Annotated in this window: 12 protein-coding genes, 2 tRNA genes and 3 rRNA genes; 5 read left to right on the forward strand and 12 right to left on the reverse strand. The window is 55.3% G+C overall.

Annotation, left to right across the window (positions count from 1 at the left end; translation table 11 throughout):
* Positions 1-22: 22 nt before the first annotated feature.
* The 3 genes from DYY88_RS02000 to ftsH all read left to right on the forward strand — a co-directional run bounded on the left by DYY88_RS02000 (position 23) and on the right by ftsH (position 3,743).
* Positions 23-259 carry a helix-turn-helix domain-containing protein gene (locus DYY88_RS02000; RefSeq protein WP_039724539.1) on the forward strand — a complete coding sequence of 79 codons (237 nt, stop codon included), beginning with the start codon at positions 23-25 and terminating at the stop codon, positions 257-259.
* 238 nt (positions 260-497) lie between these two features.
* A complete protein-coding gene (locus DYY88_RS02005; protein ID WP_165390095.1) occupies positions 498-1,505 on the forward strand; it encodes a WD40 repeat domain-containing protein in 1,008 nt (335 codons plus the stop codon).
* A 249-nt stretch (positions 1,506-1,754) separates the two neighbouring features.
* Positions 1,755-3,743 carry an ATP-dependent zinc metalloprotease FtsH gene (ftsH, locus tag DYY88_RS02010; protein ID WP_084606883.1) on the forward strand — a complete coding sequence of 663 codons (1,989 nt, stop codon included), beginning with the start codon at positions 1,755-1,757 and terminating at the stop codon, positions 3,741-3,743.
* A 200-nt stretch (positions 3,744-3,943) separates the two neighbouring features.
* Here the strand turns inward: ftsH and DYY88_RS02015 are convergent, their stop codons facing one another.
* The 7 genes from DYY88_RS02015 to DYY88_RS02045 form a co-directional block, all read right to left on the reverse strand.
* Positions 3,944-5,155: a hypothetical protein gene (locus tag DYY88_RS02015; RefSeq protein WP_052288119.1), complete on the reverse strand. Its 1,212-nt coding sequence runs from the start codon at positions 5,153-5,155 to the stop codon at positions 3,944-3,946.
* Between the two features lie 4 nt (positions 5,156-5,159).
* A complete protein-coding gene (gene bchH, locus DYY88_RS02020) occupies positions 5,160-9,080 on the reverse strand; it encodes a magnesium chelatase subunit H (RefSeq protein WP_039724538.1) in 3,921 nt (1,306 codons plus the stop codon).
* A gap of 676 nt (positions 9,081-9,756) precedes the next feature.
* Positions 9,757-9,874, reverse strand: a 5S ribosomal RNA gene (gene rrf, locus DYY88_RS02025).
* 72 nt (positions 9,875-9,946) lie between these two features.
* Positions 9,947-12,771, reverse strand: a 23S ribosomal RNA gene (locus DYY88_RS02030).
* A 162-nt stretch (positions 12,772-12,933) separates the two neighbouring features.
* Positions 12,934-13,009: transfer RNA gene (locus DYY88_RS02035), tRNA-Ala, on the reverse strand.
* A gap of 6 nt (positions 13,010-13,015) precedes the next feature.
* Positions 13,016-13,089 (reverse strand) — tRNA-Ile (locus DYY88_RS02040).
* Between the two features lie 113 nt (positions 13,090-13,202).
* Positions 13,203-14,692, reverse strand: a 16S ribosomal RNA gene (locus DYY88_RS02045).
* Together the 16S, 23S and 5S rRNA genes with 2 tRNA genes alongside form the textbook arrangement of a ribosomal RNA operon.
* A gap of 829 nt (positions 14,693-15,521) precedes the next feature.
* Between DYY88_RS02045 and DYY88_RS02050 the strand changes: the two genes are divergently transcribed.
* Complete coding sequence (locus DYY88_RS02050; protein ID WP_160299492.1) at positions 15,522-16,196, forward strand: GvpL/GvpF family gas vesicle protein; 675 nt, start codon at positions 15,522-15,524, stop codon at positions 16,194-16,196.
* A gap of 134 nt (positions 16,197-16,330) precedes the next feature.
* On the opposite strand, the gene DYY88_RS02055 is transcribed toward DYY88_RS02050, so the two are convergent.
* The 3 genes from DYY88_RS02055 to DYY88_RS02065 all read right to left on the reverse strand — a co-directional run bounded on the left by DYY88_RS02055 (position 16,331) and on the right by DYY88_RS02065 (position 17,799).
* Positions 16,331-16,558 carry a hypothetical protein gene (locus tag DYY88_RS02055; protein WP_039725217.1) on the reverse strand — a complete coding sequence of 76 codons (228 nt, stop codon included), beginning with the start codon at positions 16,556-16,558 and terminating at the stop codon, positions 16,331-16,333.
* A 105-nt stretch (positions 16,559-16,663) separates the two neighbouring features.
* On the reverse strand, positions 16,664-17,359 hold the full coding sequence (locus DYY88_RS02060; RefSeq protein WP_039725218.1) for an IS630 family transposase: 696 nt from the start codon (positions 17,357-17,359) through the stop codon (positions 16,664-16,666).
* Positions 17,356-17,799 carry a helix-turn-helix domain-containing protein gene (locus DYY88_RS02065; protein WP_039725219.1) on the reverse strand — a complete coding sequence of 148 codons (444 nt, stop codon included), beginning with the start codon at positions 17,797-17,799 and terminating at the stop codon, positions 17,356-17,358. Before DYY88_RS02065 ends, DYY88_RS02060 begins: the two co-directional genes overlap by 4 nt.
* Before the next feature lie 247 nt (positions 17,800-18,046).
* Here DYY88_RS02065 and DYY88_RS02070 point away from each other — a divergent pair, with 247 nt between their 5' ends.
* On the forward strand, positions 18,047-18,709 hold the full coding sequence (locus DYY88_RS02070) for a cofactor assembly of complex C subunit B (RefSeq protein WP_039725220.1): 663 nt from the start codon (positions 18,047-18,049) through the stop codon (positions 18,707-18,709).
* A gap of 152 nt (positions 18,710-18,861) precedes the next feature.
* Here DYY88_RS02070 and tadA read toward each other — a convergent pair whose 3' ends face one another.
* Together tadA and mdh are read right to left on the reverse strand one after the other, a co-directional pair.
* The gene (tadA, locus tag DYY88_RS02075; RefSeq protein WP_367889250.1) at positions 18,862-19,503 is read right to left on the reverse strand and encodes a tRNA adenosine(34) deaminase TadA; all 642 of its coding nucleotides are present in this window, start codon (positions 19,501-19,503) and stop codon (positions 18,862-18,864) included.
* A 33-nt stretch (positions 19,504-19,536) separates the two neighbouring features.
* The gene (mdh, locus tag DYY88_RS02080; protein ID WP_130199299.1) at positions 19,537-20,529 is read right to left on the reverse strand and encodes a malate dehydrogenase; all 993 of its coding nucleotides are present in this window, start codon (positions 20,527-20,529) and stop codon (positions 19,537-19,539) included.
* Positions 20,530-20,601: the final 72 nt, after the last annotated feature.

The following is a 20,601-nucleotide window of genomic DNA, read 5'->3' on the forward strand; positions in this document are numbered from 1 at the left end:
TTGCAAAAGGCAGTCAACCTCTATGGGCAGAGCTGGGCGCGCCCTCAAAGAAACCCTAGAAACTTACGCCATTAGCCAAAACAAGTTGGCCGTCACCATGGGCATGGAGCGCACCGTGGTGTATCGCTGGGTACATGAGCGCACTGACCCGACGGGCGAAACCATTGTTGAAATTGTGAGATCGCTCAATCAGCTCGATCCCAGTGCCGCCAAAGCGTTTATCGCGCTATACCTCATTCCTGTACTCAACGAATACTGAAATGGTCGCGCCATTGGCCTGCGGCTCGTCGGCAAGCAGGCGATCGCCCCTTTTCCCCTCAGTCAGAATAAATTACTGGGCGGCTCCGTAACCTTGCGGAATCGCAACCGCAGTTTCTGTAGTCCTTTCATGAAGTCAGCCCGGTACACGCAGATCTGCGCGGTCTCCTGGCCGGGCTTCCCGAGGGGTGCGATCGCAACTGGCCACACTTGACGTTACTCATGCCGATATGCAAGCCATGGTACTGTCTGACCCAAGAACCCCCAACTCAGTCGCCGCTGCGGCTTGGACGACGACTCCTATTCGTAAGACATCATCGTCAGGGTCTACCTTTGCCCAGCGTGACGCGGCGGCACCTTTAGCCAGTGGTTGGCGCTGCCGACACACACTGCATGGACACACCAGCTGGGTGCGCACCGTTGCCATCAGTGCCGATGGACAATACATCGCCAGCGGCAGTGGCGACAAACGCGCCGCCTTGTGGAGCTTAGACCAGGGTAAACGGCTCACGTTTTTAGCGGGACACCAGGGATGGGTGCGCTGTGTCGCCTTCAGTCCCGACGGTCGGTGGCTGGCGAGTGCGGGCAATGACAACGAAATTCGGCTTTGGGATGTACGCACTCAGACGTTAGCGGCCACCCTGTCAGGCCATCGCGATTGGGTGCGGGCGGTTACCTTTAGTGCCGACAGTCGGTATCTCTACAGCGGTAGTCAGGATAAGACTATCGGCGTTTGGCAAGTGGGGCAGGCATCTCCGGTCAAGGTACTGACGGGGCATGAGCATTGGGTGCGATCGCTCGCCGTCACCACCGACGGCAGCACCCTCGTCAGCGGCGGCCAAGATGGGCAAGTTCATCTGCACCGACTGCAAAATCGGGGCACCCACCATGTCTTAAATCACTCAACAGAAATCCACTCCGTTGCCACCAGCCCCAATAACTGGCTGCTCGCCACCGCCGGGGCCGATGGTTTTGTTCGCTTTTGGAAAGTGAATAGCGGAAGGTTAATTACCGAGTTTCAAGCCCACTCGGCAGCGGTGAACTGCGTGACCTTCAGCCCTGACGGTAAGTTGTTGGCCACGGCCAGCAGCGACAAAACCATTCGCATTTGGCACATCGACAGCGGTCGACTCATCGGCATTTTGGCGGGCCATACCGGTTGGGTGTGGTCCGCCTCGTTTGCGCCCGATAGCCGCACTCTGGTGAGCGGTGGTTGGCATGGCGAGATCAAAATCTGGCAGCGCTGACATCGTTAGCTCGGGCAGAGTCTATCGCGCGATGAAACAGCCCTATCCCCCGATAGACGCCAGCACCCTGGCGAAATCGTTAGGTTGAGGAAGTAGTAATGGCTGTGGAATGCAGTGGGCGATCGCGCCTGCGATTCTTGGCGGAACTGCAGACCGCGTTCTGGTTCCCGCGCCCACTGGCCGGCTGCATAGCTGGGTCAGCGCCAACCGCCAGACTGCTCACCGATATTGGACGAATTCGCAGACTTTATGAGTTTCAGCAATCAGTTTCGTAATCCCAAAAACCCATCGGGCAACTTTCGCAACAACAACGACGGCAATAACCGTCGTCCCCGCTGGCTGGGATTCGGACTGCTAGCGGCGTTGACGATCTTTGTTCTCGCCAATGTCTTTACTCAGCCTGGTCAGCAGCTTCAACAAGTGCCCTACAGTCAATTTTTAGAGCAAGTCGAGGCGGGCGAGGTGAAAGAAGCCGTCATTGCGCCTGACCAAATTCGCTATCAGCTCAAAGGCGCTGAGACCGGGGATGCCGAAGCACCTCAAGGGTTCAGAACCGTGCCTGTGCAGAATGATCAGCAGCTGGCGGCAAAATTGCGGGCTAACGATGTCGAATTTTCCGCCATTCCACCCCAGAATGACGGCGGTGGTTCATTATTTTTCTGGCTGATCGCGCCCATTCTGCTGTATTTGGTCGTCGGCTTTTTCATTCGTCGCGGCCAGGGGGGTCCTGGCGGGGCAGCGGCGCTAGGCGTCGGCAAAAGCAAGGCTCGACTCTATGCCGAAGGGGATACTCACACTACGTTTGATGATGTCGCTGGAGTGGATGAGTCGAAGGCAGAATTGCGCGAGATTGTGGATTTTCTGCGCAATTCTGACAAATATACTCGTTTGGGGGCCAAAGTGCCCAAAGGGGTCTTGCTAATCGGCCCGCCTGGTACAGGTAAAACGCTGCTGGCCCGAGCCGTGGCAGGCGAGGCGAATGTCCCGTTTTTGAGTATTTCCGGCTCCGAATTTATTGAATTGTTCGTCGGGGTGGGCGCTTCTCGAGTGCGTGATTTGTTTGAGCAGGCGAAAAAGCAGGCTCCTTGCATTGTCTTTATTGATGAATTGGATGCTCTGGGCCGTTCTCGGGGCGGTCAAGGGCCGATGGCGGGCGGCGGCTTTAGTGAGCAAGAGCAAACGCTGAACCAGCTTTTGAACGAGATGGATGGTTTCAACGCCAACAATGGCGTCATCATTCTCGCCGCAACCAATCGGCCCGAAGTGCTGGATCCCGCCCTCCAGCGTCCCGGTCGCTTCGATCGCCAGGTGCTCGTCGATCGTCCCGACAAGTCAGGGCGCGAAGCCATTCTGCAAGTGCATACTCCCGGCGTCAAACTGGCGGACGATGTCGATCTGAACCGTTTGGCGGCACGAACGCCAGGGTTTGCTGGCGCAGACCTCGAAAATTTGGTTAATGAAGCGGCTTTGTTGGCGGCGCGACGGGATGGTGACGAAGTCAAAATGAGTGACTTCAATGAGGCGATCGAACGGGTGGTCGCGGGATTGGAGAAAAAATCTCGGGTGCTGAGTGACGATGAGCGCAAAACCGTGGCTTATCACGAGGTCGGCCATGCCATCATTGGCTCGCTGATGCCGGGAGCGGGAAAAGTGGAGAAAATCTCCATCGTGCCTCGGGGCGTGGGGGCCTTAGGCTACACGCTGCAATTACCTGAGGAAGATAAGTTTCTGGCGGGAGAGGATGAACTGCGCGGTCGCATTTCGATCTTGCTCGGGGGGCGCTCCGCTGAGGAACTGGTGTTCCGCAAGGTCTCGACGGGGGCCGGGGACGATATCCAAAAAGCAACCGACCTGGCCGATCGCCTCGTGACGGTCTATGGCATGAGCGATCGCTTGGGTCCCATTGCCTTCGAAAAGCAGCAGCAACAGTTCATCCCCGGCATGGGCAATCAGCGTCGCCCGGTCAGCCCGACGGTCATGGAAAGCATCGACACGGAAATCAAATCTGTGGTCGACGGAGCCCATCACATGGCGTTGAAGGTCTTGATGAGCAATCGCGAGATTCTCGAAGAAATGGCTCACAAGCTCTTGGAAACCGAGGTCCTGGAAAAGGCCACCCTGAGCGAATATCTCAGCCAGGTGACGGATCCCGAAGGCTTAGCAAGCTGGCTCCAAACGGGAGAGATTGACGAAGCTGAGCGCTATTTGCAAGAGCGCTTGGATGCCGTTGCGGTTTAGGCCAGGTTGGGCTGCCCCATTGAGACATCTAACAATTCATGACCGGATGGCTGATAGTGAGTCCGCCAGCCTCGCTCTCAAGGTCGCCTGATTGGGTTCCCCCTCTCCCCCTGGCTCCCCTGCCCCCTGGCTCTCCACTCCGAACCATATCTCTCAGACAGAGCACTGATCAGCGATGAGCCCAGGGGGGCGCAGGATCATCAGGCCAGAGCCTCTGCTCGTTGCTGTAATTTGGCGATCGCAGAGGCGGTAAAGGCATCCGGTTCAAGACGCCACAATTCGGCCCCCTGAGGCGTACGGATAGCGGCAAAAGGAATGCGGCCCGCTTCAATGAACTGGCTGAGATCATTCACTACCCGCAGAGCCTTAGCGGCTCGCTGCCGTTGGTCGGCGTTGGCCTGCCAGCGAAATCGAGGCAGCCCAGCCAGTTTGCCGCGCACGTAGCGCACCATTAACCCCGCACAGAGAATTTCACTGGGAGTTTCACCGAAAGCACCGGAGACCTCTGACGACGAGGCTGGCAGCGTAAACAAGAGCGGTCGAGGTTCGTACCCCCACCAAGCTTCATAAGCCACCGTTAGTCCCCCGGCAGATGGCTGGATTTGATGCGATCGCCGGTCCGGTCGGGCACCCATTAGATCTAGCCAGAGTTCAATTTCTGCCAGGGTGCGGGCAGGTAGGGGGCCAGCGCCAGGGCGCACATCTCGTCCAGCCACCAGTGCCGCGGGTAGATGGGGCGGCAACAACACATAGCGTGGCGTTAGCGGGTTCACACAGATCCCGGCGTAATCCGCCCGGCTCGCCAAATTTTGCCAGAACTCACTGTCGAGCGCGATCGCCTCCAGCTTGCGAAATTTCTGGGTCACGCGAAACGTCTCGACCGCATCCGGAGCGGTTAGTAGAGTCACCGCATTCAGGCTGAAGCGATACTCGCCCCCTTCGCGATGCTCCTGCCGAAAGGTCGCTAATTCGGTTTGGCCAGGTTCCACTACCCCCCACCAAGGACCATTGAGAAGCGTGCTTACCTGGTTGGGGCCCGGCTTTAAGAGGGCTTGTTCCAACTCAACAATTTGGCTCCACTGCTGCAATTCCGGGAGGCGTTCTGGCCGCCATAGCAGGCCCCAATCAGCCTCCGGGTCAAAGGCAATACCGCCAATCGAGGGGGCCAGTTCATTCACCAGCGATCGCCCGCTCACAACTTGTCCTTGGTCAACGTCGCTCTCGGCGATGACAAATTGAGTACCGCGATCATCGGGCACGATTTCCGGCTGGCCCCCCTCATCCATCTGGACGCGCCAGTCAGCATAGCCCACCAGCGCCCGCAACAGGTCAGCTTGCGACAACTGCCCCGCCCGAAACGCCTGTAGTACCTTGGTCATCGACTGACTATCAGGATTCTGAGATTGCACCATCGCTTTAGCTCATCAACACCCCCTCCAGGGCTTCGTCGGCTTGGTCATAAAGGGCTTGCAGCTTGTCGATCGCGTCCTCATCCGGTGACCAGTAGCCGCGCCCGTGAGCTTCGAGCATGCGCCCGACAATATTGCGAAAGGCTTCCGGATTGGCCTGCCGCAATTTCTCCGCCATTGCCGCATCAAAGGCGTAGGTTTCGGCAGCCTGGTCGTACACCCAACCATCCTGAAAGTTGGTCGTGCCCGCCCAGCCAATCATCGCGGTCATGCGCTGGGAGATTTCGTACGCGCCGCCGGAGCCTTGGGCCGCCATCGCCTCGGCCCATTTGGGATTCAGCAGCTTGGTACGGTACTCCATGCGCAGCAGGTCTTCCAACTTGCGTGGGGTGGTGTCCTTCGAAAAGCTTTCCACAAAGCTGGCGGTGACGCGGCGACCCTGGCGCTGTTCGGCGGCCTGCTTCAGCGCGCCCGTGTTGGCGTAGTACTCCTGGATATCGGTGAGGCCGTATTCCACCGAGTCGATTTGCTGCACGATGCGGCCCGTGGTGTTGAGCAGACTGTCGAGGATTTCCGATCGCGCCTGCCCCTTGTCGCTCCGCCCATAGCTGAAGGCATTGCGATCGCGCCACGTATTGCCCAGTTCGTCATTAGCTTCCCAGTTGCCGTCCACAATGCGATCGTTCACCAGGGAGCCGTAATCCCCCGCCGGATTGGAGAACAGTCGCGCTGTGGGATTCTCGACGCCGCGTGCCTGCAGTTCCCGGACATGCTTGCGAATGAAGTTCTGAGCTTCTGGCTCGTCAGCCTCAGCCGCGCGGCGAAACAGGTCGTCCAGCAGTTCCAGCACGTTCACAAAGCTGTCGCGGAAGATGCCGGACAGGTTGCCCAGCACGTCGATGCGGGGGTGCCCCAACTGCGCCAGGGGAATCAGGCCATAGCGGACGATGCGCCCGGTGCCTTCCTTCAGGGGAACTGCCCCCACCAGTTCCAGTAGCGTACCGATCGCTTCCCCCTTGGTCTTGATGGTGTCCAGGCCCCACAGCATCACCGCGATGGTTTCGGGGAAAGTGCCGTGCTCGTCGAGGTGTTGGGCGATGAGCTGGCGGGCGACGAGACGCCCCCGCTCATAAGCGGCGGGGGAGGGCATGCGGTACGGATCGAGGGCGTGGATGTTGCGGCCAGTGGGCAGTACGCCGGGGCCATCTCGCAGCAGGTCGCCACCGGGCGCAGGGGGAATGTATTCGCCGTTGAGGCCCCGCAGCAGATTAGTGATTTCGTCAGAAGTTTGGGCGAGGCGATCGCAGATCTCCAGTCCTTCGGCAATTTTTTGTCGCGCCGTTTCCCGCAACGGAGTGTCGGCGTCGCTGCGGTAGTGATGCAGCAGCAGCTCGTCGACGAGAGCAGGCCATTGGGTGCGATCGCACTCCGCCATCTCCAACTCACTCAACGCCTCCACCACAACGGGCTTGAGATCTGCGCCAAAGTAGGCAGCCAGATAGCTGTGGCGTTGCGCCGCATCGGGCACCGCGCCCAGAATGTGCAGTCCCGAGGAAAACAGGCGATTTTCCAGCACTTGCAGATACTCATACAGCATCGCGAAGTAGGCCAGCAGGGCATCTTTGCTGAACATCCGCGCCGTTTCCGGCGAAAAGTCCATGCCCAGCTGGCGGGCTTCCGGAAAAGGACAGTCGGCTTCCAGGCCCGTGTCGGTAATCTTTTTGCAGATGGCCTCCCGCAGCACGTCATTTTTGTCCGGGTCTTCGCGATATTCGGCAATCAGTTCCCGCAGCGCCACCAAATCTTTGTACAATCCGGCTCGACCGTAGGGCGGTACGTTGTGGGAAATCAGCACACCGTAGCCGCGCCGCTTCGCCAGCATCGACTCTGACGGATTATTGGCCGCGTAGACATACAGGTGCGGCAGGTTGCCCACCAAAATATCCGGCCAGGAGTAACCCGTATTGCCCAGGGGCGAACCGGGCAGCCATTCCGCCGTGCCGTGCATGCCGAAGTGCAACACCGCATCCGCCTGCCAGTCCTTTTGCAGCCATTGGTAAAAGGCGGCGTACTGGGGATGGGGCGTCAGGTCGCGCTCAAACATCAGGCGCATCGGGTCGCCGGAGAGGCCCAGGGGCGGCTGCACGCCAATCCACACGTTGCCCAGTTGCACCCCGCCCAGCAGAAAATCCTCGTCAAAGGTCTTGATGCCCGTGCGGGTGAGGTCGCCCCACTGCTTTTCGACGCGGGTGGTGAGCAGGTAGCCCAGCCACTTCTCCAGTTGCCGCACCGGCACGGTGTTTAGGGGACGCACCCTTTCGAAGGGTGCGTCCCCTGCCCCTGGGTAGGCTTCGTCGGCCTGTTTCACCCAGTCGATGAGAGTTTCGCCATCGTCGGGAAGGTCGCCCACGTCGTACCCGGCAATCTGGAGCGATCGCAGCAAATTCAGCAAGGATTGCGGCACGTTCAGCAGCGCCGCCGTCCCCGTCGCCCCATACCCCGGCGGAAAGCCATAGAGCACGATCGCCAGCTTCCGTTCCGCCACGGGCGTTTGCCGCAGCGCCACCCAGCTTTTCACCCGCCCGATTAACCGCTGCACCCGCTCCGGTACCAGGTAAATATCCTCACCGACCAAGCCGCCTAACGGCACCGGATCGATCGCCCCATCCAACTCCGGCAGCGCATACAGCACCACGCTCTGCAACCCACCGACCCCCTGCCGCGTCCACGAGTGAATGTCTTGAATCAGCAGGGGTGCCGACACGAAATACGGCACGTTCTTCGCCGTGAGAATCCGCACCGCTACTTCCGTCTGCCGTCCCGCTTCCATCGACCCCGCCGGCCCACCCACCAGCGGAAAGCCAATGGTGGAGACGATCGCATCCACCCGCACTGCTTCGTCAGACAGCGACGGCGTCGCGATGTGGCCGAGCGATCGCTGTGCCTGCTCATCGTCCGTCGTCAGCCAATCCCGCACCGCCACATGCCCCTCCACGCCGTTGATGAAAATCGGCACTGGCACCAACCCCGCATCCTCGAACGCCCGGATGAGCTGGGAAATGTAGGGCTGCTGGGTGATGACGTGCTTGCGATAGAGGAGGAGGGCGACGGTTGGGGAGTGACAGGGTGTGAAGGTATGAGGGTGTGAGGGTGAGGTGACCGGCTGAGCCGAGAAGGGGCTTGGTTGAGTGGTCCCTGCTACCCTGCTACCCTGCCACCCTGCTACCCTCACACTCTTTCCCCCTGCCACCCTCATACTCTTATGCCATTCCAGATACGCCTTCGGGGACTCAAAATACCCCTCATAACCTGGGTGCAGCAGGCCCATATTGGGTGCAGTAACGGCTTCCGGGATGTCGCCGACGGTGAGGTCCAGGTAGGTTTCGCCGAGGAACCAGAACATGGCGGCGACGTTATCCGCCCCACCCGCGTTCCAGTAGCCGTAGATGATCAGCCAGTTGCGGAGATCCTGCACTTTGCCGACAGGGATGAATTTGAGCAGTTTGGGGCCGACTTTGAGAAAGCTGAGATATCCGGCGAGCTTGTCTTCTTCGCGGCTGTTGCCAAACTTGCTGAGGATAAACTTGACCGGCTTAGGCATGCCCTTGGGCTGGTCACCGATCGCAAACTTGCCCAACTGAGTCAGCGCCATCAGCTCCAGCGCGGATTCGAAGACGAGGCGAATGGGGATGATCTGCACGCGATCGCGCAGCCAGAGCACCTGGTCGTAGTCAAAAATCAGGCTACCGAAAAATACGTCAGCGCCGTCAAGGGCTTGGGCGATCGCGTCGGGGTGTTGCGTGATGTCGCGATCGCTAAAAACGTGAATTGCCAACTCAGGGCAGCGCTGCATAGCCCGCTCAGCCGCCTGACGATAGAGGGCCGCGTTGAACGTTTCAAAGCCCGCAATCAAAACGATTTTCGGCATCGCCAAGCACCTATTCTCTACAGTCTTATTCTAGATAGAGAAGCAATTGGCTCCTGAGGGATGCAAGCCGGTCGTTGCCTTTATTCACGAATCACCCCAGTTGACGAAACAGAAACGACAAGAGACACCAAAATCGTCTTTTTCTAAATACAGGACTCACGTGATAACCATGCTGGGTTAACACTGTCACACAAATTCCGGAGCAGATTTCATGAGCAAGCACTTCTGAGAGTCATAAACTTATCCTGGCGAGAGTAACCAAATATAGGATTCAAATGAGTTCACGAATCACCGCACCAACAATCTAAATTTTACTCTTTCAGGCACCCCTATGAATTCTCGCAACAGCTGAATCCCAAGGACTATAAGCATTACTACACCCAAAAAAGCAAAGAAATTTTCGAGGCTAGGCATTGCCGAGTTTGCACAGATTAGGATCAACTCCAGAACAACATTGCAGAAGTAACTTCCTGGAACTTTAATCCAACAAACGTAAGGAGCTAACAAGCATAGTCAACGCCCTAATATCACCAACTTACGGTATTCAAAGCAATCATGCCATAGCCCTGAGTGTGAGTCTGCGATTACTTTTCGCAGACCTTGTTCCTTAAATCAGCCTTTCATTTTAAAGTAAACCGTCCTCTGCTGCGGGAACAACAGAGGACGGTTATTAGGGACCTGGCACCGAGCTAATTTCCCATGGGGCAACCCCCAAAGTATCTTCGCCGCAGACCTGTTTCACAACCGAGTTCGGGATGGAATCGGCGTGGTTCCAGACCGCCATAGGCACCAGGAAAGCTATTGGGTTGTTTCAGCAGAACCCTGAAAGCTGCATAGAGAATTGAATCAATAGCTAAAGCGCTGAGAAGGACAAGCCCTCGGTCTGTTAGTATGCCTCTGCTTCACATGTTGCCACGCTTCCACATAGCACCTATTAACGGGTGGTCTTCCCGTGACCTTACTGGGTTAATCCCATGGGAGTACTCATCTTGGGGTGGGCTTCCCACTTAGATGCTTTCAGCGGTTATCCACTCCGCACATAGCTACCCTGCGTTTACCGTTGGCACGATAACAGGTACACCAGCGGTGCGTTCCTTCCGGTCCTCTCGTACTAAGAAGGACTCCCCTCAATACTCCTGCGCCTACACCGGATATGGACCGAACTGTCTCACGACGTTCTGAACCCAGCTCGCGTGCCGCTTTAATGGGCGAACAGCCCAACCCTTGGGACCTACTCCAGCCCCAGGTTGCGACGAGCCGACATCGAGGTGCCAAACCTCCCCGTCGATGTGAACTCTTGGGGGAGATCAGCCTGTTATCCCTAGAGTAACTTTTATCCGTTGAGCGACGGCCCTTCCACTCAGAACCGTCGGATCACTAAGGCCGACTTTCGTCTCTGCTCGACTTGTCAGTCTTGCAGTCAAGCTCCCTTATGCCTTTACACTCGATGGCTGATTTCCAACCAGCCTGAGGGAACCTTTGCGCGCCTCCGTTACCATTTAGGAGGCGACCGCCCCAGTCAAACTGCCCACCTGAAACTGTTCCCGTGCCGGCTAACGGCTACAGGTTAGAATTCTAGCCTTGACAGAGTGGTATCTCACCAGCGACTCAGTCATCCCCACAAGGATGAAATCATAGTCTCCCACCTATCCTGCGCAGTCAAAGCCCGAACCCAATTCCAGGCTACAGTAAAGCTTCATAGGGTCTTTCTGTCCAGGTGCAGGTAGTCCGTATCTTCACAGACAATCCTATTTCGCCGAGCCTCTCTCCGAGACAGCTCCCAGATCGTTACGCCTTTCGTGCGGGTCGGAACTTACCCGACAAGGAATTTCGCTACCTTAGGACCGTTATAGTTACGGCCGCCGTTCACCGGGGCTTCGGTCGTCAGCTTCATCCGAAGACTAACCAACTTCCTTAACCTTCCGGCACTGGGCAGGCGTCAGCCCCTATACGTCCTCTTACGAGTTTGCAGAGACCTGTGTTTTTGGTAAACAGTCGCCTGGGACTCTTCACTGCGGCCCCCCTTGCAGAGGGCACCCCTTCTCCCGAAGTTACGGGGCCATTTTGCCGAGTTCCTTAGAGAGAGTTACCTCGCGCCCCTTGGTATTCTCAACCTCCCTACCTGTGTCGGTTTCGGGTACGGGTACTAATTGTTCAACACGTCTTCGGCTTTTCTTGGCACTATCGTTCACCATGCAGGGGTCGTAACCCCCTCCCAATCCAATCAGGGTATGGCTAGTTGTCATGCGTCCCCTTGACGCTCCCAATCAGTAGTCAGGGAATATTAACCCTGTGTCCATCGACTACGCCTTTCGGCCTCGCCTTAGGTCCCGACTAACCCTCCGCGGACGAGCCTTCCGGAGGAACCCTTAGGGTTTCGGGGCGTGTGATTCTCACACACGTTTTCGCTACTCAAGCCGACATTCTCACTTCTACACACTCCACACCTGCTCTCGCTAATGCTTCGATGCATGTAGAACGCTCCCCTACCACTTATCAAAATATGACAAGTCCACAGCTTCGGTAGAACACTTAGTCCCATTCATTTTTGGCGCAAGAGCGCTTGACCAGTGAGCTATTACGCACTCTTTCAAGGGTGGCTGCTTCTAGGCAAACCTCCTGGTTGTCTGTGCACTCTCACCTCCTTTGCCACTTAGTGTTCATTTCGGGACCTTAGCTGGTGGTCTGGGCTGTTTCCCTCTTGACGATGAAGCTTATCCCCCACCGTCTCACTGGCTGCGTGTCCACTGGGTATTCAGAGTTTGACTCGATTTGGTACCGCTCTCGCAGCCCGCACCGAATCAGTGCTTTACCCCCCAGCTATAATCGCAACCGCTGCGCCTCAACACATTTCGGGGAGAACCAGCTAGCTCCGGGTTCGATTGGCATTTCACCCCTAACCACACCTCATCCGCTGGCTTTTCAACGCCAGTCGGTTCGGCCCTCCACTTGGTATCACCCAAGCTTCAGCCTGGACATGGTTAGATCACCCGGGTTCGGGTCTATAAACACTGACAATTCGCCCTATTCAGACTCGGTTTCCCTCTGGCTTCGGCATTCCCGCCTTAACCTGCCAGTGCCTATAAGTCGCCGGCTCATTCTTCAACAGGCACGCCATCACTCGTTTAATCGAGCTCTGACTGCTTGTAAGCTCACGGTTTCATGTTCTATTTCACTCCCCTCCCGGGGTTCTTTTCACCTTTCCCTCGCGGTACTGTGCACTATCGGTCACGCAGGAGTATTTAGCCTTACGAGGTGGTCCTCGTGGATTCACACGGGATTTCACGTGCCCCGTGCTACTCGGGATGCAGCTAGGTTTCTTAAGCTTTCGACTACAGGACTCTCACCTTCTCTGGTGCAGCTCTCAACTGCTTCGTCTAGCCGCCAAATACCATGTCGCTGTCCCACAACCCCAACAGTAAAAACCGTTGGTTTAGGCTCTTCCCGCTTCGCTCGCCGCTACTAGGGGAATCGAGGTTTCTTTCTCTTCCTACAGCTACTAAGATGTTTCAGTTCGCTGCGTTCGCTCGCACCCGCCTATAGATTCAGCGGGCCGTATACTGGGTTGCCCCATTCGGAAATCTCCGGCTCAATGCATGCTTCCTGCTCCCCGGAGCGTATCGTCGGTAGCCACGTCCTTCTTCGCCTCTGCGTGCCTAGGTATCCACCGTGAGCCCTTTGTAGCTTGACCTTCTCTCTATCCTTTGCGAATAGTTTTGTCTTTAACTACCTTTTGACTCAATTTTCTCTATGCAGTTGTCAAGGGTCGCTCGCTAGACTTAGAGCCCAGCAGCTTACTTCACTAAACAGTGAGTACGGTGCTGTTATCTAAATCCCTCAATACGTTCTTAAATGGTGGAGGTAAGCGGACTCGAACCGCTGACATCCTGCTTGCAAAGCAGGCGCTCTACCAGCTGAGCTATACCCCCACTCAGTGGGCCATCCTGGACTCGAACCAGGGACCTCACCCTTATCAGGGGTGCGCTCTAACCACCTGAGCTAATAGCCCATAAATTAAACCCGACAATATTGAAAGCCCACCTAAATAAGTCCTGACCGACCTAAGTTGACCCACTCCATTCAGCGACAAAAATTGCATGAATGAGTAGATAGGTCTCCTTAAAAGGAGGTGATCCAGCCACACCTTCCGGTACGGCTACCTTGTTACGACTTCACCCCAGTCATCAGCCCCACCTTCGACGCCCCCCTCCACGAATGGTTAGGGTAACGGCTTCGGGCGTGGCCAACTCCCATGGTGTGACGGGCGGTGTGTACAAGGCCCGGGAACGTATTCACCGCAGTATGCTGACCTGCGATTACTAGCGATTCCTCCTTCATGCAGGCGAGTTGCAGCCTGCAATCTGAACTGTGCCTCGGTTTATGAGATTTGCTCACGCTCGCGCGCTCGCTGCCCTTTGTCCGAAGCATTGTAGTACGTGTGTAGCCCAGAACGTAAGGGGCATGATGACTTGACGTCATCCACACCTTCCTCCGAGTTGTCCCCGGCAGTCTCCCCAGAGTGCCCAACTGAATGATGGCAACTAAGGACGTGGGTTGCGCTCGTTGCGGGACTTAACCCAACATCTCACGACACGAGCTGACGACAGCCATGCACCACCTGTCTCCGCGTTCCCGAAGGCACTCCCCTCTTTCAAAGGGATTCGCGGGATGTCAAGCCCTGGTAAGGTTCTTCGCGTTGCATCGAATTAAACCACATACTCCACCGCTTGTGCGGGCCCCCGTCAATTCCTTTGAGTTTCACACTTGCGTGCGTACTCCCCAGGCGGGATACTTATCGCGTTGGCTGCGGTACTGCACGGGTCGATACGCGCAACACCTAGTATCCATCGTTTACAGCTAGGACTACAGGGGTATCTAATCCCTTTCGCTCCCCTAGCTTTCGTCCCTCAGCGTCAGTTGTGGCCCAGTAGAGCGCCTTCGCCACTGGTGTTCTTCCCAATATCTACGCATTTCACCGCTACACTGGGAATTCCCTCTACCCCTACCACTCTCTAGTTAATCAGTTTCCACCGCTCGCCCACAGTTAAGCTGCAGTCTTTAACGACAGACTTGATAAACCGCCTACGGACGCTTTACGCCCAATAATTCCGGATAACGCTTGCATCCTCCGTCTTACCGCGGCTGCTGGCACGGAGTTAGCCGATGCTGATTCCTCAGGTACCGTCAGAACTTCTTCCCTGAGAAAAGGGGTTTACAATCCACAGACATTCCTCCCCCACGCGGCGTTGCTCCGTCAGGGTTGCCCCCATTGCGGAAAATTCCCCACTGCTGCCTCCCGTAGGAGTCTGGGCCGTGTCTCAGTCCCAGTGTGGCTGATCATCCTCTCAGACCAGCTACTGATCGTCGCCTTGGTAAACCATTACTTCACCAACTAGCTAATCAGACGCGAGTTCATCCCTAGGCAATAAATCTTTCAGCTCTCGCCATATGCGGTATTAGCCGTCGTTTCCAACGGTTGTCCCCCACCTAAGGGCAGATCCTCACGCGTTACTCACCCGTTCGCCACTCACCTCCGAAAAGGTTCGTTCGACTTGCATGTGTTAAGCACGCCGCCAGCGTTCATCCTGAGCCAGGATCAAACTCTCCATGTTATCAAAACAGACAATTTGAACCTGAATACTCTTCAGTATCCAGAATCTCTATCAACACCTCATTAGACAACTCGTGAAAAGTATGCTAACTTGATGCCAATTTAATTCTTTGACAGGAACCTATTTAAGGTCTCTGGCTTTCAATATTAATTGTCGAGGTTCTCACTTCAGGTCTCGACACAATCTCGTGCCGGTTCCCTTCAGCGCTTTACCAATATAACTAAGCCCCATAAACCTGTCAACTGGTTTTGAAAGAAAGTTTTTCAAGGCCTCAGAGCCCTGCAACAGGAGGGATTCCAGGGATATCAACTCACCGCAGCAGGCTGGCCTCTTTATGGCATCAACGCTACTTTACTGCCGCTGCTATCACACGCCTGTGGTAGCCCAAGTGCACTGAATAATTAGGCGAGAACACCACTTTGAGAGATGCGACGGTCAGTCAAATAGCCCTGGTGTTTGAAGTACTGAGTCGTAAACCGTAAATATCGCCCCAGTGTTCTATCTGTGAGGTGAAGCGTTTTTACCAATAGGGTGCAGAGTAAAACAGCCTTCCTAGTTGACGAGAGAAAAGCTGATATCGCATTGCTTATGGCAGATTGCAGTCATATTATGAATAGGGTTAACGCCTGTACTTAGCGTCAACAGGCAGCAGAGGGGCAATTTTACAGAACGGTTACCCTGCTACAGTGCATGAACTTGCTAGTCTTGGGATAGCTCGGGCATTGGGTGTCGGGTTCTGTAACCACTATTGATTGATGCATCGATAGATTGATTCAAAAGAATGCGATGGCATCGATCTGAGGCTGTGATTTCGTATTGCGATCTGTCTATGATTTATCTTTATGCCCTCTGCCCGAACTCAACTGAGACCAACAATCTTCCTGAGGGTATTGGCACTGCCCAGGTGGAAGTGCTGACAGTAGGGACATTGGGGGCGGTGATTGAGCGAGATGTGGATATTGCTCAAATACAAAAAGATGATGCACAGTTGATGGCGGCAGTGTTGGCGCACGATCGCATTTTGAGCCACTTATTCACCTATAGTCCGCTTTTGCCACTCCGGTTTGGCACTCAATTTAGTAATAGCGAGGCAGTCACTACTTTTCTCAAAACTCAAGGCGAGACCTATCGCCAAAAACTCAGCCACCTGCAAGATCGCGCTGAATATCTGGTCAAACTTATTCCACAGCCGCTAGATTTACCGGCGATCGCCAGCGACCTCAAAGGGCGTGAGTATTTCTTAGCGAAAAAGCAACGCTTGCAAGATCACACCGCTGCACTTAACCAACAAGCCGACGAGTTACAAACTTTCTTGACCGATCTGGCTACACAAGATATTCCACTAGTGCGTAGCGCTCCACAGGATCATGAAGAACGCCTGCATGTGCTGCTGTCACGCGATACCGATACCACCGAACAGGTGATCATGACTTGGCAGGAACAGCTGCCCAATTGGCAGGTCGTATGCAGTGAACCACTGCCGCCTTACCACTTCGCAGCCTAAGAGTGGAAATCTCATGGCTGGCATAACCGGCTCAGCTGTTCACCATTAGGAACGGCATCGAAGTGGTGAAAAAAGGGATCAGACCTGTTCCCCACATACGGCTGAAAGTAGTCACACGGCACAATGGCTTGCTCTCAGGGATGCTTCCGCCAAAACAGAGCAAAGAAATTGGGTTCGCGTTGCATTGCTGCATGGTCGGATTGATGTTGCTGGGCGAGCCGATAATGCTCTTCGCAGTGGGCTTCTAGAGCTTCGCGGTAGTGCTGCTCTTGGCGAAACTCAAAACTGAGTTGGTGTAGCTCTAGAACCTCAAGGACTTCCTGAGGACTAGGTTCATACCGGCGGAGTAGGTGTTCAAACACGATAAACGTCGGTGAATTGATTATGAATAGGGTAGCAGGTGAATTAAACAGCACCAGGCATGGAAAATAGCGAAGTCCAGAACGCAACGACCCACTAGTGCAGCGTCAAAGCTTGATTTTAAGGTAGACAGAGGTCAACTTGCTTCTGGCATCATCAACTTTCATCTGCCAATCAACTCCTCGCTGAGCATTGTTGATGTCGGTCGACCAAGCGGCAATTTCATCTCTGAGGGTGTCAATATCGCCAAAGCGCCTGCCGTCAACACACTGACGTGTCATCGCGCTCAACTCGTTTTCAGCAATATTGAGCCAACTGCCGTGTTTAGGAGTATGGCAAAACTGAAGACGTCGGACTAATTGGCGGGCCCGCTCAGGTTCAAAGGCTTCATAGAAAGCTCCCTTGGTGTGGGTATTGAGGTTGTCGCAGACCAGTAAAACTTGCTCGCACTTGGCGTAGCGCCCTTCTAGCAAAGCGGCCACTTCTATCGCCCAGTCGACCTTTGTCCGCCGGGCTCGCGCCGTTGCTTGCCGCCAACCGCTCAGCGGTTCTGTGAACATGAAGATACTGGCGGTTCCTGCGCGCTCATATTCGTAGTCGACCCGTTTAGGATGCTTCACAGTGGCTTCAATCGGTTGAATAATTTCTTTGTGGAACTGAATCGGTTGCTCGTCCATGCAGATCACCGGACAGCTCGCGTCATAAGGCCGAGCATAGACATCCAAGACTTCTTCCATCTGCGCCACAAACTCGCTATTGGCCTCAGGTGGAATCACCCAATACTCTATCTTGCGGTTGCTCATCCCATTTTTTTCAGCGTCTGGCGGATGGTTTCGTGGCTCACTGATTCAACAATATCTAACTCAACCACTTGGCGGGCCAGCAGCCGCAGTGACCAGTTACCATACCCCTTGGGTGGTTTGCCTAGACGCATCGCAATCACCTGCGCTTCTTGCTCCCCATCAAGTAACTTTGGCGTTGGCGCACTCTGCCGTTTCAGGCCGTTTACGGCGACTTCGAACCCCTGCTCTACTAAACGTTTACGGATGTTCTCAACGGTTTTTGTCCGACAGCAAAAAGCTTCGGCAATGCGTTCATCAGTCCAGTTTGGTCCTGAGGCATCCGCTTTCAGCAAAATTTGAGCCCGGCGAACTTTCTGGCTACTGCCTTTGAGCTTTTTTATGACGCTTTGTAGTTCCTCTTGTTCGCATTTGCTCAGGCGGACAATATATTTCTTGGGCATGGGGTAAGGCTTTCATCGTCTCAGTTTCATCTTCTACAACAGTATTGACTACCCTAATTCTTTGCGTTGACGTTGCACTAGCCATCAACGGCTGACAAGCGCGCTAGCAGGAGGGAAATGTGCTGACTCTACGAACACATTGATAAAATGCATCAGGTACTTTGTATTCGGCGACCGATATCACGATGTGGGATCAAGTTGTCTCATCAGAGGTCGACCCCAGCAACTCAGCATTACAGGTGTATGGATGGCATCTTCGGATCAAACTGTATGGCTGCGTCGGCTGCCGATCGCCGTGGGCAGCGTGGGCAGCTTACTCTTGATGATCAACCGCGGGTTGACTGCTGCATTGACTGACTCGCAAGCGCGGTCAGACGTGATGGGAATTATTTTGTGTGCGGTGTTGGTGCTCACTGGGCTGCTGTGGCAGCGAGTACAGCCTAAATCGCCCGATGCCGTACCTCTTCAAGGTGTCGAAGGCTTTGAACTGGATGCCAGTCTACCCGAAACCCTGCAAACGGAACTGGCATGGGCCTCGCATTTGTTGTTAACCAACACCGTCACCAGGGCGATCGTGGCTTACTACGACGGTCGTGTGCTCATGCGTCGGGGCGTTTTGGGACCGACCGATGAAGTGACTGTTGGAGCTATTCTCACGCGAGTTTTAGAAAAGGGAAAGGCGGTCTATTTAGTGGATATGAAGCTGTACCCAGGTCGAGTGGAATTCAATTATTTGCCGGAGAATACGCAAGGACTCATCTGTCAACCGATGGGCAAAAAAGGTGCGCTAATTTTGGGAGCAAATGCCCCCCGCAGCTACACCCAGCAAGACGAAATTTGGATTGAAGGCATTGCCGATAAGCTGGGCGAAACATTTGATCGCACCCTCAATCCGGATCCAGTGCCCTAAGCCAGTCAGCAGGGGCTAACGGGAAATCTGCCGACACTATTCACCGATCCCCCCTGCATTATGGTTGGGAATAGTTTGGAGTCATTATGGAACATGGCCAGACAAGCTCCTCGTCCAGAGATAACGCGGCACTCATCCTGAGCAGATTTGTGTCATTGCGATCGCCGTCGCTTAGCAAACCAGGTCTGCAATTGCTCTCGACACTGAGTTTCGAGAATACCGTTGAGCACCGCAAGGCGATGGTTAGAGGCAGGACCGTCAGGAATGTTGAGGACTGAACGCACGGCCCCAGCTTTTAAATCATCTGCACCGTATACCAGCAAACTCACGCGACTCAGGGCGATCGCCCCCGCACACATGGGGCAGGGTTCCAGGGTGACGTACAGAGTACAGCCAGTCAGATTCCAGTTGCGGCGTGATTGCCCAGCTAGTCGCAGAGCCATGATCTCAGCATGGGCGGTGGGATCATGTCCCCTTTCACGAAAGTTGGCCGCGCGGGCAATCAGCTGATCCTGCTCGTCTACCACGATCGCGCCCACAGGGACTTCGCCAACGGCTCCAGCCTCAGCGGCAAGGGCGATCGCTTGCGCCATCCAAGCCTGATGGCGCTGATAAGTTTCGTCCAACATGAAGGCTAAGGGATGAGAACTGAATAAATTCCGCAATTTGCCTTGAAGTAACTCACCCTGCTGCCTCGCCTGGGCGGGGCAGTGGGGTGAGTTGGCCGGTAGTGTTAGCGATCGGAACCCACCCCGCCCTGCAGGCACCCCTCCCGAGAGGGGATAAATCAGCACATAATTTAATTTCCGATCCTAAGCTCAAGATGGCTAGACACCGACCGCTAGTGGCTTAGGTGCCTCCAGCAACTGCGTAAGTTTTTGAATATTAGCCTTAATCGCTGCCGCTGAGGTCACCAGTGCGGTTTGCTGTTCGGCGCTCAAAGACAGCTCGACCACTGACTCGACCCCTTGCTGACCAATGCGACAAGGCACACCGATATAGAGATCACGCAGACCATATTGCCCAGTGAGATAGGTCGCCGCTGGCAAGATACGATGCCGATTCATCAAGATAGCTTCCACCATGCCGTAAATTGAGGCCGCCGGGGCGTAATATGCGCCTCCTGTTTTCAGCAAGTTGACGATTTCGGCCCCACCGTTGCGAGTGCGAGTCACCAGGCGATCGACCGTCAGCGGATCCAACAGTTCGGTCAGGGGGATGCCGCTGACCGCCGCGTAATCGGGTAGCGGCACCATCAAGTCACCATGCCCCCCCAGGACCAATGCTGAAACATCTTCCGGCGGCACATTGAGTTCCATGGCAATAAACGTACGAAACCGGGCCGAGTCTAAAATGCCGGCCATGCCAATGACGTGCTCAGCGGGCAGACCACTGGTTTGCCAAGCTAGATAGGTCATGACATCCAGCGGATTCGTAACGATGATGAATTTGGCCTCGGGCGAGTAGGCGATCGCCTGCTGGACGGTTGCCTGCACAATGCGGCCATTCACCTGCATCAAATCATCTCGCGACATCCCCGGTTGACGCGGTTTTCCAGCGGTCACTACGACCACATCCGAATCCGCCGTATCGCTGTAGTCATTGGTGCCCACGATGTGCTGCGGTCGCATTTCTAAACCGCTGGCCTCGGTCAAATCAAGGGCAATGCCCTGGGGCCGCCCTTCCACCACATCGAGTAACACCACATCGGCTAAATGGGTGTCCAAAATTCGCTTCGCCAGGGAACTGCCCACATTGCCTGCACCCACCACCGTCACCTTTGGCACATAGCGTAGCGACGTTTTCGGTAAATTATTCATCATTATCTCAGCCTCCGTCAGCCGCTGTTAACGGCTGATTTGTCGGCCTTCTCCAACTGCAACGGGGAGCGA

The organism is Leptolyngbya iicbica LK, assembly GCF_004212215.1.
Lineage (GTDB): Bacteria > Cyanobacteriota > Cyanobacteriia > Phormidesmidales > Phormidesmidaceae > Halomicronema > Halomicronema iicbica.

Coding starts and splice junctions, on each gene's coding strand:
- DYY88_RS02000 (WP_039724539.1), top strand. CDS start 23: ATGGGCAGAGCTGGGCGCGCCCTCAAAGAAACCCTAGAAACTTACGCC.
- DYY88_RS02005 (WP_165390095.1), top strand. CDS start 498: ATGGTACTGTCTGACCCAAGAACCCCCAACTCAGTCGCCGCTGCGGCT.
- ftsH (WP_084606883.1), top strand. CDS start 1,755: ATGAGTTTCAGCAATCAGTTTCGTAATCCCAAAAACCCATCGGGCAAC.
- DYY88_RS02015 (WP_052288119.1), bottom strand. CDS start 5,155: ATGGTGCAATCTCAGAATCCTGATAGTCAGTCGATGACCAAGGTACTA.
- bchH (WP_039724538.1), bottom strand. CDS start 9,080: ATGCCGAAAATCGTTTTGATTGCGGGCTTTGAAACGTTCAACGCGGCC.
- DYY88_RS02050 (WP_160299492.1), top strand. CDS start 15,522: ATGATTTATCTTTATGCCCTCTGCCCGAACTCAACTGAGACCAACAAT.
- DYY88_RS02060 (WP_039725218.1), bottom strand. CDS start 17,359: ATGAGCAACCGCAAGATAGAGTATTGGGTGATTCCACCTGAGGCCAAT.
- DYY88_RS02065 (WP_039725219.1), bottom strand. CDS start 17,799: ATGCCCAAGAAATATATTGTCCGCCTGAGCAAATGCGAACAAGAGGAA.
- DYY88_RS02070 (WP_039725220.1), top strand. CDS start 18,047: ATGGCATCTTCGGATCAAACTGTATGGCTGCGTCGGCTGCCGATCGCC.
- mdh (WP_130199299.1), bottom strand. CDS start 20,529: ATGAATAATTTACCGAAAACGTCGCTACGCTATGTGCCAAAGGTGACG.